Origin of the sequence: Melissospora conviva (assembly GCF_049523535.1) — a bacterium.
GTDB classification, from domain to species: domain Bacteria; phylum Actinomycetota; class Actinomycetes; order Mycobacteriales; family Micromonosporaceae; genus Melissospora; species Melissospora conviva.
The window spans coordinates 261,454-275,618 of the sequence record NZ_JBLLDT010000003.1; the positions used below are offsets into that span (position 1 = coordinate 261,454).

The 14,165-nt window shown below is 72.3% G+C and carries 12 protein-coding genes and 1 pseudogene; 10 read left to right on the forward strand and 3 right to left on the reverse strand.

The window, feature by feature from the left end; all coding sequences use genetic code 11:
- Positions 1-12: 12 nt before the first annotated feature.
- On the forward strand, positions 13-927 hold the full coding sequence (locus ACK8GG_RS10640) for a sporulation protein (RefSeq protein WP_440353512.1): 915 nt from the start codon (positions 13-15) through the stop codon (positions 925-927).
- A 21-nt stretch (positions 928-948) separates the two neighbouring features.
- Here the strand turns inward: ACK8GG_RS10640 and leuE are convergent, their stop codons facing one another.
- A complete protein-coding gene (gene leuE, locus ACK8GG_RS10645) occupies positions 949-1,608 on the reverse strand; it encodes a leucine efflux protein LeuE (RefSeq protein WP_440350049.1) in 660 nt (219 codons plus the stop codon).
- A 129-nt stretch (positions 1,609-1,737) separates the two neighbouring features.
- Positions 1,738-2,364: pseudogene (locus tag ACK8GG_RS10650) on the reverse strand (pyridoxamine 5'-phosphate oxidase family protein); the annotation flags it as partial.
- A 38-nt stretch (positions 2,365-2,402) separates the two neighbouring features.
- Between ACK8GG_RS10650 and ACK8GG_RS10655 the strand changes: the two are divergent.
- Positions 2,403-3,743: an aminotransferase class I/II-fold pyridoxal phosphate-dependent enzyme gene (locus ACK8GG_RS10655; protein WP_440356189.1), complete on the forward strand. Its 1,341-nt coding sequence runs from the start codon at positions 2,403-2,405 to the stop codon at positions 3,741-3,743.
- Between the two features lie 51 nt (positions 3,744-3,794).
- Here the strand turns inward: ACK8GG_RS10655 and ACK8GG_RS10660 are convergent, their stop codons facing one another.
- A complete protein-coding gene (locus tag ACK8GG_RS10660) occupies positions 3,795-4,733 on the reverse strand; it encodes an AfsR/SARP family transcriptional regulator (protein ID WP_440356190.1) in 939 nt (312 codons plus the stop codon).
- Between the two features lie 9 nt (positions 4,734-4,742).
- Between ACK8GG_RS10660 and ACK8GG_RS10665 the strand changes: the two genes are divergently transcribed.
- From ACK8GG_RS10665 to ACK8GG_RS10700, 8 genes are all read left to right on the forward strand, one after another.
- Complete coding sequence (locus tag ACK8GG_RS10665) at positions 4,743-5,843, forward strand: carbohydrate binding domain-containing protein (protein WP_440350052.1); 1,101 nt, start codon at positions 4,743-4,745, stop codon at positions 5,841-5,843.
- A 153-nt stretch (positions 5,844-5,996) separates the two neighbouring features.
- A complete protein-coding gene (locus tag ACK8GG_RS10670; RefSeq protein WP_440356191.1) occupies positions 5,997-8,189 on the forward strand; it encodes a carbohydrate binding domain-containing protein in 2,193 nt (730 codons plus the stop codon).
- Positions 8,190-8,402: 213 nt separating this feature from the next.
- Positions 8,403-9,686 carry an MFS transporter gene (locus ACK8GG_RS10675; RefSeq protein ID WP_440350054.1) on the forward strand — a complete coding sequence of 428 codons (1,284 nt, stop codon included), beginning with the start codon at positions 8,403-8,405 and terminating at the stop codon, positions 9,684-9,686.
- A gap of 3 nt (positions 9,687-9,689) precedes the next feature.
- Positions 9,690-9,890 carry a DUF3046 domain-containing protein gene (locus tag ACK8GG_RS10680; protein WP_440356192.1) on the forward strand — a complete coding sequence of 67 codons (201 nt, stop codon included), beginning with the start codon at positions 9,690-9,692 and terminating at the stop codon, positions 9,888-9,890.
- A gap of 180 nt (positions 9,891-10,070) precedes the next feature.
- On the forward strand, positions 10,071-11,120 hold the full coding sequence (gene recA, locus ACK8GG_RS10685) for a recombinase RecA (protein WP_440353517.1): 1,050 nt from the start codon (positions 10,071-10,073) through the stop codon (positions 11,118-11,120).
- Between the two features lie 13 nt (positions 11,121-11,133).
- Positions 11,134-11,835 carry a regulatory protein RecX gene (locus ACK8GG_RS10690; protein WP_440353518.1) on the forward strand — a complete coding sequence of 234 codons (702 nt, stop codon included), beginning with the start codon at positions 11,134-11,136 and terminating at the stop codon, positions 11,833-11,835.
- A 534-nt stretch (positions 11,836-12,369) separates the two neighbouring features.
- Entirely contained in the window at positions 12,370-12,771 is a 402-nt protein-coding gene (locus ACK8GG_RS10695) for a hypothetical protein (RefSeq protein ID WP_440356193.1), read from the forward strand.
- Positions 12,772-13,322: 551 nt separating this feature from the next.
- Positions 13,323-14,159: a hypothetical protein gene (locus ACK8GG_RS10700; RefSeq protein ID WP_440350060.1), complete on the forward strand. Its 837-nt coding sequence runs from the start codon at positions 13,323-13,325 to the stop codon at positions 14,157-14,159.
- Positions 14,160-14,165 lie beyond the last annotated feature (6 nt).

Consider the following 14,165-nt stretch of genomic DNA (forward strand, 5'->3'; position numbering starts at 1 on the left):
CGGGGGTGCGGCATGGGGTACACGGGAGTGTCCCCGGAGTCGGCGTGGACAGGTCTTGCGGTCCGCACCACCCTCGGTAATCCGAGCACCCGGCCGGGCATGTCGCTGCCCGGCCGGGTGACCGTCTCGGCGGGCGGTCTGCCGGTGCCGGTCGACGAGATCCGGGTCGGCCTGCTCACGCAGGTCGAGTCGCCGTCGCCGGACGCGCGGCGGAGGCTGCTGCAGTTCTGCTCGGCCCCGGCCGCCGGCGGGTTCGCCGTGGCGGCCGGGCAGACCCGTACCGTGGACTTCGCGCTGCCGGTGCCGTGGGAGACCCCGGTGACGGTGGTCGACGGCAAGGTGCCGCTGAACCTGCGGATGGCGCTGCGGACCGAGGTGCGGGTCGGCTCCGGCCTGGCCCAGGGACCGACGGTTCCGGTCTTCGTGCACCCGCTGCCCGCGCAGGCCGGTGTCCTCGACGCGCTGCACACGCTCGCCTTCACTCCCCGGCAGGTCGGCCTGCGCTACGGCCGCCTGCCCTGGGCCGGGCAGCTGCTCCCGTTCCACCAGCTGCTCGGCTACTGGGTCGCGCCGCTCTACACCGGGCCGATCACGGAGCTGGAGGTGACATTCGTCGCCGGCCCCGAGGAGCTCGAGGTGGTCTTCTGGCTGGACCGCCGCCTGGCACTGTCGGGGCTGACGCACGCCAGCGTGAGCCGCTTCCGGGTACGCCACGCCGGTGCCGGGCGGCAGCAGTGGCCGGCGCTGGTCGACGGGTGGCTGCGCCGGGCGCTGAACCACCACGGCGACGTAGCCGCCGGCGGCCCTTCGGAGCCGATCAGCGAGGTGATGCACGTGAACCGGCCGCCGAGCGAGCCGGAGCGGCCCGGCATCGGCCTGGAGGGCATCGGCGGCGGATCCGGGGAGGGCGGCGGTGGCGGCACCTGACCGTTGCGCCGGTGCGCGGGGTCAGGCGAGGCCGGCGGTGGCGAGCTTGATGCCGAAGCCGACGAAGAGCGCGCCGACGCCGCTGGTGACCCCGGCGGCGAGCCGCCGGCGCCGGCTGAACTGCGCGGCCAGGAAGGTGCCCGCGAAGATCAGCCCCGTCAGGTACAGCATGCTGGTCACCTGGGCGATCGCCCCGAGCAGCAGGAACGACAGCGCCGGGTACGCGTACGCCGGGTCGACGAACTGGATGAAGAAGGAGATGAAGAACAGGATCGCCTTCGGGTTCAGCAGGCTGATCACCAGCGCCTTGGTGAAGGGCCGTTCGGTCGCCGCCGGCTCCGCCGCGTCGATGAGCCGCGGGGTGTCCGGGTCGTTGCGGGTGCGCCAGCGCTGCCAGGCGCCGCGGATCATGGTCAGCCCGACGTAGCCGAGGTACGCCGCACCCGCATACTTGATCACCATGAAGAGCGGCGGGTACGCCTTGAGCAGCGTCGCGACACCGGCGGCGGAGAGCAGCATCAGCAGCGCGTCGCCGATGAAGACCCCGCCGGCGGCGCGGTAGCCGGACCGTACGCCCCGGCGGGCGGCGGTGGAGAGCACGAAGAGGGAGTTCGGCCCCGGCAGCAGGATGATCGCCACCGTGCCCAACACGTACGTCCAGATGTCGGTGATGCCCAGCACGCGGTCATCATCGGACCTGCGGGGGTGGCGAGTCGACGCAATTCCGCAGGTTGAGCTGTGTACTGGACCACCTGATCGACGGCGGTGACTTGGTGTCGGGCGGGCGCGCGGTCTGGCTCAGCCCAACGGCAGGTACGCAGGGGTCGGCGCGGTGACCCCCGGGGCCGGCTCGGGGTGGCCGTGGACGGTGCGCAGCGGCACGACGCCGGCCCAGTGCGGCAGCCCCAGGTCCTCGGGTTCGTCCCGGACGCCACCGCTGCGGGTGCGCACCGATACCTCGTGCAGCGGCAGGGCGAGGAGCGCGGTCTCGGCGAGCTCCTTCGCGGTGGGGGGCCGGCTCTCGGTGCTGCGGCCGGTGCCGAGCTTCTCCACCAGGGCCGTCAGCACCCGGGTCTTCTCGTCCCGGCCGGTGACGAGCCCGGCGATGCCGTGCGCCACCAGTGAGCGGTAGTTGGCGCTGTGGTGGAACTGGGACCGGCCGTAGACCAGCCCGTCGAGCAGGGTCACCGAGACGCAGACCCGCAGTCCGTCGGGGCCGCGGGCGGCCAGCAGCGGCCGGCTGCCGGTCGAGCCGTGCAGGTAGAGGGTGTCGTCGAGCCGCACGTGCAGGGTGGGCAGGATGCGCGGCTCGCCGTCGACGGTGAAGCCGAGTGCGCAGTGGTACGCCTCGTCCAGGATCGCGTGGGCGGCGGCGCGGTCGTAGCTGATCCGGCCGCGGTCGCGGTTGGCGGTGGTCCGGCTGGTCGGTTGATACATGTGACAATCGCCTTTTGTACTAGTACAATCTCGTAATTGTGGCAGAACAATATCAGGTGACCGGCCGGAGCGCCGCCGAGATTTCGGCCAGCGTGGAATCCGGCATCCGCGACGGTCACCTCCCCGGCGGCGCCGCGCTGCCGCCGGTCCGGGCGCTCGCCGCCGACCTCGACGTCAGCCCGGGCACGGTCGCCAAGGCGTACCAGGAACTCCGCCTGCGGGGCCTGGTCGCCACCGCCGGGCGCAACGGCACCCGGGTCCGGCCCCGGCCGCCGGTGGCGGCGACCCGGGCGGCCGCGCAGCTGCCGGTCCCCGCCGACGCGCTCGACCTCGCCTCCGGCGAGCCGGACACCAGGCTGCTCCCGCCGCTGTCACCGCATCTGGCCGCCCTAGCCGCCGAGAACGATCCGCCGAGGGGCTACGCCGACGTCGGGGTGCTGCCGGCCGTCGTCGACGCCGCCCGGGCGCGGCTGGCCGCCGACGGCGTGCCGGCGCAGGCCGTCACCGTCACCAGCGGCGCCCTCGACGGCATCGAGCGGCTGCTCACCGCCCGGCTCGCCCCGGGCGACGCGGTGGGCGTCGAGGACCCCGGCTGGGGCAACCTGCTCGATCTGGTCGCCGCCCTCGGACTCACCCCGGTCGGGGTGCCCGTCGACGACGAAGGGCCCACCGTCGCCGGCGTCCGCGGCGCGCTCGCCGCCGGTGTCCGGGCGCTGATCGTCACCGCCCGCGCCCAGAACCCGTACGGGGCCGCGATCAGCGCCGCCCGGGCGCGGGCACTGCGCGACCTGCTGGCGGGTGCGCCCGAGCTGTTGCTGATCGAGGACGACCACGCCGCAGAACTTGCCACCGAGACGCTGCACCCGCTGGCCGGGGCCACCGGCTCCTGGGCGTTCCTGCGCTCGGCCAGCAAGCCGTACGGGCCGGATCTGCGCCTGGCAGTGCTCGCCGGTGACGCGGCAACCGTGGCGCGGGTGGCCGGCCGGATGAGCATCGGCTCCGGCTGGGTCTCCACCGTCCTGCAACGCCTTGCGCTGCGGCTCTGGAGCGACCCGGCCGCCGGCGAGATCGTCGCGGGTGCGCGCCGCAGCTACGCCGAGCGGCGGGAGGGCCTACTCGCGGCGCTGCGGCAGCGCGGGGTCCCGGCGCACGGGCGCAGCGGCATCAACATCTGGGTGCCGGTGGCGGACGAGACCCACGCGGTGGCCGCGCTGCGCGACGCCGGTTTCGCGGTGGCGCCCGGGGCACGCTTCCGGCTGGGCGCGCCCGCCGGGATCCGGATCACGGTCAGCCGGCTCGACCCGGCCCGGACGGACGCGCTGGCCGAGGCGGTACGGCACGCGTTCCGGCCCGCCACGCCGCGGGGCTTCACCACCTGAGCCGTACGCCGGCCGCAGGAACCTTCGCACCGCCCGCCCTGTGGTGAGCGCTCAGGAGAGCGCGGGCCGCTTCTGCGGTGATCGTCGGGGCCGAAGTGCCGGCAGCGCGCCGGTGAGCACTTCCCGGTGTACGCGCTGAAGTGCCGACCCCGGCTCGATGCCGAGTTCGTCGACGAGGTGCCTGCGCGTGCGGCGGAACACTGCCAGCGCATCGGCCCGTTGCCCGGACCGGTGCAGCGCGATCATCAGCTGGCCGACGATCCGTTCCCGCAGCGGGTGGTACGCAACGAGACGGTGCAATTCGCCGATCAGTGCGGTGTGGTGCCCGAGTCGCAGTTCGACGTCCATGCGGTCCTCAACCGCGCTGAGCCGAAGCTCCCGCAGACGCGGACCTTCCAGACCGCGGATCGCCGCCGATCCCAGGTCGGCCAGTGCCGGTCCCCGCCACAGTGCCAGGGCCGCGCGCAGTGCTCTCGCCGCGGTGGCGGGATCGGTCTCGCGCACCGTCCGGGCGTGGGCGACCTGCTGCTCGAAGCGGTGCAGGTCGAGCGCGTCCGGTTCGACGCGCAGCAGATAACCGTGCCCGGTGGTGTGCAGAACCTGCTCGGGCAGCACCTGCCGGATCCGCGACACGTAGTTGCGGATCGTCCGCGCCGCGCTCGGGGGCGGCCGGTCTCCCCAGACGCTGTCGGCGAGCGAGGCGACACCGACCGAACGGTTGGCCGACAGCAGGAGAACCGCGAGCACAGCGCGTTGTCTGGCCGCGTCCAGCGTCAGGGTCCGGTTGCCGTACCCGATCTCCAGCGGCCCGAGAAGTCGAAAGTCCACGTGCCGAGACAAGCAACCGGACGCGATGTCCGGCAAGATCGCCAAACGGTTCCGGACCAGGCCGGACAGGGACAGACGGCCGCCGATCCACTGCGGATTACCTCGCTCGGACTCCGGAGGGAATCGTGGCCCCTGGTGATCGTCACGTCGCGCTGAGATCATGTACGGACTATGGGAACGGCGAAGTTCGATGAGGCGGATGAACGGCGGCTCGCCGGCATCCCTGATCCCGGGGTGGCCCGGGACGGGGGCCAGTTCGTGGCGCAGCTGAACCGGCTGAGGACCTGGGCGGGCTGCCCCTCCCTGCGGGTACTGCGGTCCCTGTCCGGGCCGCCGGCCTCCGCCGGCCGGCACGGGGTGAGATCGCTGTCGGTCAGCACCACTCACGAGGTGCTCACCGGCAAGCGGCTGCCCCGGCTGCCGCGGCTGGAGTTCGTCGAGGCCTTCGTCACGGCCTGTCTGCGCGCCCGGTCCTGGCCCGAGGGGCAGATCGAGGAAGAGGTCGAACGGTGGCGCCGGGTCTGGCGGGTGCTGGCGCTGCCGCCGGACCTCCGGGACGCCGGTGCCCCGGAACCGGTGCCGGTGCCGGCCGTGCTGCCGGAGCCGTCCGTGACGGTGGTGCCTGCACCGCCGGGCCTGCGCCGGTGGTGGTGGATCGCCTCGACCGTGTCGGCTTTTCTCCTCGGCGCCGTCGCGGGTCTCGTCGGTGACCGGCTCGTCGTGGCGGAGAGCGCCGAAGGGGCAGATCTCGTCGCCCGCGGAGACCGGCCTGCCTCCGCGGTGGTCCGCGAGGAAGGCGCCGGGGCCGGCGGTTGTGTTGTCGCCTCCCGGCCGGCCGGCGCGGAGCTGCTTGACGACAGGGCGTTCAGCACACCCGGTCGCTGGGACCTGAGCGCCTCCAATCTCGACGTCGCCGGTGACGGCGGCCGGCTCGAAATCCGGGTGCTGGGCGGAACCGCCGAGCCCTGGGACGCGATCCTCATGCGCCGCGAACTGGTACTGACCGAGGGGCGCCGGTACACGCTCGCCTTCGACATCCGGACCAGTGCGGCGGTGCGGCTACGGGTCACGGTGCAGGAGAACCGGCCACCGGAGTACCGGGCAGTGCTGATGCGCGATTTCCATGCCGGCTCCACGCTGTGCCACCGGAGCTACTCGTTCGTCCCCGACCGGGACATCGTCCCTGGTGAGATCACCTTCCAATTCGGCGGGCACGCCGAGGACCTCCGGGTCGAGCTCGTCGGTCTCTCGCTTGTGGAGGAGGCCGGATAGGGCAGACCACGGTGGTAGCGGAGCGTGTCCGTCGCGCTACCACGGCGAGGACGAGGCTGGCGAGACTCCTGGCACCCGACCCGGGTCCGTCAGTATGGGAGCCCCTCGGTGGACCATCACCTGTCTCCATCCGCCACCGCGCCCGCACCGGGCGTGAAACGCAGACTCCGGCTACTGGCCGGCGCCGCGCTCGTCACGACAATCGGCAGCATCCTCGTGTTGCCCGCCGCTCCCGCGGCGGCCGTGCCCCTGACCGAACTGGTCGCCAACGGCACGTTCGACACCACCACCGGGCCCTGGTGGAACAGCCAGAACACCACCACCGGGATCGTCGCCGGCCGGCTCTGCGCCGACGTCGCCGGCGGCACGGCCAATGTCTGGGACGCGGTCGTCGGCCAGAGTGGGCTCGCCTTGAGTTCCGGCCGGGCCTACACGCTCTCCTTCGACGCGTCGGCGAGCACCGCGATGACGATCCGGGCCCGGGTCCAGGTCGAGGGGACGTCCCACCCGGCGAGCCTGGACCACGGGGTGCATGTCAACGGCGACCTGCGCCGGATCTCGTTGCCGTTCACCGCCGCCGCCACCAGCAACGCGGGGCAGGTCGTCCTCCAGCTCGGTGGCCGGCCGCAGGCGGTCACCGTCTGCCTCGACAACGTCTCCCTGCAGGAGACGGAGCTGATCGGCAACGGCGCCCTCGACGGCGACACCTCCACCTGGTGGCGCAGCGCCGGCCGGCAGCTGGCGCTGGACAGCCAGCGGCTGCGGGTCGACGTCGCCGCCGGCACCACCCAGCTCTGGGACGACATGGTCGGCCAGAGCGGTGTCCGGCTGCGGGCCGGGCAGAGCTACCGGCTGACCTTCGACGCCTCGGCAAGTGCCGGACGCACCATCCAGGCGGTGGTGCAGCGGGAGAGCGCACCGCATGCCGCGCCGCTGAGCAGACCCGTTGCCCTCGGCGCCGACGCCCGGCAGGTCTCGTACACCTTCACCTCGCCCTTCTCCGTGACCGACGGGCAGCTGCTCTTCCAGTTCGGCGGCAGCGGTGCCTACACCGCCTGGCTGGACAACGTCTCGCTCGTCGAACTCCCCGAGGCGCCGTTCGATCCGATGCGCTACTGGAACGACGTCCTGCTTGAGACGTATGCCGAAGAGACCGGTACCGCGGCCGGACCGACGGTGCTCGGCCGGGCCGGGGCGATGGTCCTGGGGGCGATGTACGACGCGGCGACATCGGTGGTCCCGACCGGTCAGCCGTACCTGACCCGGGTGTCGGTCCCGGCGGACAGCGTCGCGGCGTCGCCGGAGGCGGCTATCAACAAGGCGGCGCACGCCGCGCTGGTGGCGGCCTTCCCCGGCCGGAACTTCGACGCCGACCTCAGCGCCGCCACCGCTCAGTTGCCCAACGGCGTCAGCCAGGCCCAGCTCGACCGCAGCTCCTACATCGGCGCGCAAGCGGCTGCCGCGATGGTGCAGGCGCGCAGCAACGACGGTGCGGCCAACGACGCGCCCTACCAGCTGGACAACGTGCCCGGCGCCTGGCGCCCGACCGACTCCCGGCCGGCGCTCGCACCGAACTGGGGTCTGGTCACGCCCTTCACGATGACCTCCGGTTCCCAGTTCCGTCCGGCACCGCCGCTGGGTGCCACGTCCTACGCCCACCTGCTCGCCAAGCCCGCCTACGGCGTCCAGGTCAACGAGGTCAAGGACTACGGGGCGCGCAACTCCACCGTGCGTACCGCCGAGCAGACCCAGATCGCGCACTTCTGGGCCAACGACCTGGACGGCACCTACAAGCCCCCGGGGCAGTTGCTGGAGCACACCGCGATCCTGGCGGAGCAGCGGGGACTTCCGCTGATGGAGAAGGTCCGGCTCTTCGGACTGGTCGGGCTGGCGCTCGGTGACGCCGGCATCGTGGCCCGGGACGGCAAGTTCCTGACCGCCATCGACCTCTGGCGGCCGGAGACGGCGATCCGGCTGGCGGACCAGGACGGGGTGGCGGAGACGGTGAAGGACGAGCACTGGCAGCCGCTCTCCAAGGACCATGCCGGCAATTCGTTCTCCCCGCCGTTCCCCGCGTACGCCTCCGGGCACGCCACCTTCGCCGGGGCCTGGGCCGGGATCATGCGGCGCTACTTCGGCACCGACGACATGACCTTCACCCTGACCACCGTGGATCCGTACGCCACGGGGGTGACCCGCAGCTTCACCGGCTTCGGGGCGGCGGCCGAGGAGAACGCGATCAGCCGGATCTACCTCGGTGTGCATTTCCGGTTCGACGCCGAGGCCGGGCTGGCCTCCGGCGACGGGCTGGCGCAGCACGTCTTCGCCAACCATCTGCGTCCGTAACGGGTGGCGGTCACGGCCGCCGGTGGCAGGTGCCGCCGGCGGCCGTGACCCTGTGGAGGGGGCCCGGTGGCAGACCGGCTGACCAGGTACGCCGATCCGGCCGGTGCGCAGCCGTCGAATCCGCCCGGGTCGGCGCTCCGCCGGAAACCCGGTGGGCCGTACGGAATGCCGTGGGCGAGGATGAGCCGGTAGGAACATCTGCCGGGAGGGCCAGTGGTCGCCGACATCACCCGCACCGAGCCGCCGCCGGCCACCGGAGCGATCCAACGCCGTACGCTCCGGACTCTCGTCGCCACGCAGGTGGTGACCAGCATCGGCGTGACGATCGGGCTCAGCGTCGGTGCGCTGCTGGCCCAGGACGTGGCCGGCACCACCCTCTCCGGCCTGGCGTCGAGCGCCGCGGTGGTGGGCGGAGCGCTGCTCGCGGTGCCGGTGACGCGGATGATGAGCCGTTCGGGGCGGCGTCCCGGCCTGGTGCTGGCGTACCTGATCGGCGCCTTCGGCGCGGCGCTGGTGGTGGTGGCGGCGGTCACCCGGTCGGTGCCGCTGCTCTTCGTCGGCATGTTCCTCTTCGGCGGTGTCTCCACGGGCAACCTCCAGGCCCGGTACGCCGCCGTGGACCTGGCCGAGCCGAATCGCCGGGGCCGGCAGCTCTCGCTGGTGGTCTGGGCCACCACCGTCGGCGCGGTGCTGGCCCCCAACTTCAGCCCGGAGGCGGGGACGCTGGTCCGGGGGATGGGGCTGCCGCCGCTGGCCGGCCCCTTCATCGTCAGTGCGGTTGCCTTCGCGCTGGCGGCGGTGCTGCTCTTCGCGCTGCTGCGCCCGGATCCGCTGCTGACGGCACGTCAGTTGGCACCTGCGGACGCGAGCGCGCCGGGGCGTACCCGCGGGGTCTGGTCGGCGGTGCCGGTGGTGCTGCGCCGCCCGGATGCCCGCCTGGGTGCGGCCGCGATGGCGGTGGGGCACCTGGTGATGGTCGCTGTGATGACCATGACACCGGTACGGCTCGGCGAGTTCCACGGGGAAGCCGACGTACTGCGGGTGGTGGGCCTGGTGCTGAGCCTGCACATCGCCGGCATGTACGCGTTCTCCCCGCTGGTCGGCTGGCTGACCGACCGGGCCGGCCGGCGGGCGGTGATCCTCGGCGCGAGCGCGCTGCTGCTGGCGGCCTGCGCGGTCGCCGGGACCGCCGGCCACGACACCCCGCTGCTCTCGGTCGGGCTGGTCCTGCTCGGCCTGGGCTGGTCGGGGACCATGGTCGCCGGCTCCACCCTGCTGTCGGAGTCGGTGCCGACCCCGGACCGGCCCGCCGCGCAGGGGCTGTCGGACATGACCATGGGGTTGGCCGGGGCCGGGGGCGGGGCGGTCAGTGGCTTCGTCGTGGCCTACGCCGGCTACCCGGTGCTGACCCTGCTCGCCGCGCTCGCGGTGGTGCCGCTGGTGGCGCTAGCGTTGCGATGGAGACCGGATCCGGTCCGGCGCGACGAGGAGGGGTGACGGGTGCGGCTCACGGATTTCTGGGCGCGGCTGGAGCAGTCGTTCGGCCCGGGTTACGCGGGCAGCATCGCCGCCGATCAGGTCCTCGCCCAGCTGGACGGGCGGACGATCCGGCAGGCGCTCGCCGAGGGGGAGCAGACCCATGTCGTCTGGCGGGCGGTCTGTGCGGCGTACCCCGACCGGGTGCCGTCCCGGCTGCGCTGACGGGCGCCGGATCGATCGGCGTGTCACTTGGCGAGTCGTACACCTGTTCGGCTATTGTCCACAGCGAGGGGCTTGTCCACAGGTCACCGGCACCTGGTTGGTTTTCTGTCGTACCCAGGGCCTAGCGTGTCCCGCGTGACGAAGAGCTCGAAGACGCCGGCAAAGTCAGGGGTGGCATCGATGGCGGCAGCGCCAGACCGGGAGAAGGCACTCGACCTAGCTCTCGCGCAGATCGACAAGCAGTTCGGCAAGGGCTCAGTGATGCGGCTGGGGGAGCGGCCTGTCGTTCAGACCGCGGTCATTCCGACCGGTTCGATCGCCCTGGACGTGGCGCTCGGCGTGGGCGGCCTGCCCCGCGGCCGGGTGGTGGAGATCTACGGTCCCGAGTCCAGCGGTAAGACCACGGTGGCGCTGCACGCGGTGGCCAGCGCCCAGCGGGCCGGCGGCATCGCCGCCTTCATCGACGCCGAGCACGCGCTCGACCCGGAGTACGCCAAGGCCCTCGGCGTCGACACCGATGCGATGCTGGTCTCCCAGCCGGACACCGGCGAGCAGGCGCTGGAGATCGCGGACATGCTGATCCGCTCCGGCGCACTGGACGTCATCGTCATCGACTCGGTCGCCGCGCTCGTGCCGCGGGCCGAGATCGAGGGTGAGATGGGTGACAGCCACGTCGGCCTCCAGGCCCGGCTGATGAGCCAGGCGCTCCGCAAGATCACTGGTGTGCTCAGCCACACCGGCACCACGGCGATCTTCATCAACCAGCTCCGCGAGAAGATCGGCGTGATGTTCGGCAGCCCGGAGACCACCACCGGTGGCCGGGCCCTGAAGTTCTACGCCTCGGTCCGCCTCGACGTGCGGCGTATCGAGAGCCTCAAGGACGGCACCGACGTGGTCGGTAACCGCACCCGGGTAAAGGTCGTGAAGAACAAGGTCGCGGCACCGTTCAAGCAGGCCGAGTTCGACATCATGTACGGCAAGGGCATCTCGCGTGAGGGATCGTTGATCGACGTCGGGGTGGAGCAGTCGATCATCCGCAAGTCCGGTGCCTGGTACACCTACGACGGTGACCAGCTCGGCCAGGGCAAGGAGAAGGCCCGCGAGTTCCTCCGGGAGAACCCGGACGTCGCCGCCGAGATCGAGAAGAAGATCCTGGAGAAGCTCGGCGTCGGAGCCGGAGCCGGCGGTGACGCCGCCGGCGGACCGGAGTTGCCGCCGGTCGACTTCTGACCGGTAGCCGACCATGGTTGGACGACGTGGCGCCCGTACGGGGCGGGGCTGGGATGCCGCCCCGTCCCGTACGGGCAATTTCGGCACCGGAAACGCCCGGCGCCGCGTCGGGCGGACCGCGCCCGACACCGACGATCAGGAAACACCGCCCGAGTCTGCTCGTGACGAGGGCGAGCAGGCGCGGGAGATCTGTCTGCGCCAGCTCGCCGTCCGACCCCGTACCCGGGCGGAGCTGGCGGCCGCCCTGGCCCGGAAGGGAATCTCGGAGGAGGTCGCCGCCGAGGTGCTCGACCGTTACGACGAGGTCGGGATCATCGACGACGCGGCCTTCGCCCGCGCCTGGGTGAGCAGCCGGCACACCGGCCGTGGGCTGGCGCGCCGGGCGCTCGCCAACGAACTGCGCCAGCGCGGCGTTGACGGCGAGATCGCCACCGAGGCACTCGGTGAGCTGGATCCGGAGACCGAGGCCCAGACGGCGCGGGCGCTGGTCGACCGCAAGCTGCGCACTGCCCGGGGGGAGCCCCAAGCGGTCTTCCGGCGGCTGGTGGCGATGCTCGCCCGCAAGGGTTATCCGCCCGGGGTCGCCATCACCGCGGTCAAAGAGGCACTGGCGGCCCGGGACGCGGAGGCTGCCGAGTTCGCCGAGCAGATCGACGCGGACGCGCTCGCCGCCGTCGAGTCCGAGATGGACCTGGATCGGCCGACGGCCCACTGACCGGCGAGAGAACCTCCGCCGGTGACTGCGGGGTGCGAACGAACCGCACCCGACGACGGACGCGCTGTTCGCCGATGGCGTCACGTCAATAACGGAGTGATTGCGATATCGACCGCCGGCCACTATGGAATTCGTCCGGATTCGATATGGTCCGAGCAGCCCTGCACGCGCGCGCTCCGCTCATTCGGCGGCAGTGGCCAAGAGCGCCATCCATGGTGGAGGGATTCAATACCGTCATGGATGCGGGGTATCTTGTCCAGGTCCTACGGTCGCTGGATTTCATGATCCGCTATTCGACGTAGGCAGGGTGACCATGGTGATCCACCATGGCGATGGGGAGGAATTTGGTGCGTAACCATTCCATGCGCAGCAGGACCATCCGCGCGGTGAGCAGGGCGGGGGCGGCACTCGGTGCCGTCGCGATCGCCACGTTCGCCGTCGCGACCTTTGGCGCCTCGGCCGCTTCGGCGGCTGAGGAGGCCGAGGACCCCGGCTACAACGTCACCGCTGAGCCGCCGGAGCCGGGCGACCCGGGTGACCCTGGCGACCCTGGCGACCCTGGCGACCCTGGCGACCCTGGGGACCCGGGTGACCCCGGCGATCCTGGGGATCCTGGCGATCCGGGTGACCCCGGCGATCCTGGCGACCCTGGTGACCCGGGCGACCCTGGTGACCCGGGCGACCCTGGCGACCCCGGTGACCCTGGCGACCCTGGAGATCCGGGCGACCCTGGAGATCCGGGCGAGCCGGGTGACCCCGGCGACGGTGGTGGCGGCGGCGAGCCCGGCGACGGCGACGGCAACGACGGCGACGGCGACGGCAACAACGGCGGCGGCAACAACGGCGGCGGCGCCAACAACGGCGGCGGCGCGAACAACGGCGGCGGCGCCAACAATGCCGGCGGCGGCGGTAGCGGTGGCCCGAGCCTGCCGGTGACCGGCGTGGACGCGGCCGGCATCGCCGGCTTCGGCGCGCTGCTCGCCGCCGGCGGCGTCGCGCTGGTGGTCTTCGGCCGCCGGCGCGCGGAGGTCTCGGCCGAGAGCTGAGACCGCCCGCGGGATCTTCCGGAAACTTTCCGATGAGATCGACGCGGTTGATCGGCTGAAACGGCCGGGGATGGTGGGCGCCCACCATCCCCGGCCGTTTCCCATGTGGACTGTTCCGATATCGAGCCGGCCACCCGGCGCGAAAGTGGCAGCCCGCACCTCCTGCGAATTCAGATTTGTCGCCGGATCACGTTGGGGCACAAGGCGTGGCGGTAAGGGTCCTTGCCCTTCCGCCGGCAAGCGCGGACCGCAACGGATGCGGAAAGTGGAGGGTGTACCGGACTGGTAGCGTTCCTCCTCGTGGGCGAGGGGCAGAATGCAGGACCGCAGAGCGGTCAGCGCGGCGATCAGGTCAACCCGGTCTCGACGGGAAACCAGGTCTATCCGTCGGCCGGATCAGGCGGTGCGGTTCAGGGCGGGTCGGGCGGGCACTATTCTCCGGTGCCCCCACCGGCCGCCGGCGGATACGCCCCGGGCCCCTACCAGCCGGCGAACCCCTACCCGCCGATCGGCGCGCCGTACGGCGCCGACGCGGCCGCGCCGAACTCCGGGATCCCGGCCGGCTCGTACGGTCTCGATCCGTTCGCCGACCAGGGTGGCGGCACGCCGTCCCGGATCGAGGCCGCGCCGGCGCCGCGTGGCAGCAAGCTCCTGCTCGGGTTGGCGATCGGCGCTCTCGCCGGGCTGCTGGTCTTCGGTGCCACCGGCTTCTTCGTCGGACGGGCGACCGCCCCCGAACCGCCCGCAGCAGCGCCGGCGCCCGCGCCCGAACCAGGGCTGGGCGTCTTCGAGCAGCAGCAACTGGTGATGAACACCCAGAAGTTCACCCCGGAGCTCAGCCGACTCGCGCAGGGCTGGATGCCCTGGATGGGCGGCTGCCTCAAGGAGGGCGAGCTCGACGGGCCGACTCTCGCCGCCGGTGAGGTCGCCAAGGTCTCGTGCGAGGTCGGTGCGATGAACATCTACTTCGTGCAGTACTCCTCGGTCGCCGAGCGCGACAAGGCCCAGCTCCAGAATCTCAAGTACGCCGTCGACGCCCCGGCGCTGACCCCGGGTGTGCAGCCGGCCACCAAGAAGGCGTCACCCTCGGCGCGCAGCAACGGCAACTACGTCGAGTACGCGTACACGGTCGGCACCGGCGAGAAGAAGCGCATCGTCGGCGCGCTGTGGTGGGACGACGCGAACGCGCCGGTGGCCGCGTACGTCCGGGCCTACTGGGTCGAGGGGATGGGCGAGACCTGGGAGCCGCTGCGGGATCTCTGGCAGCGCTACAGCTGAGGCCGC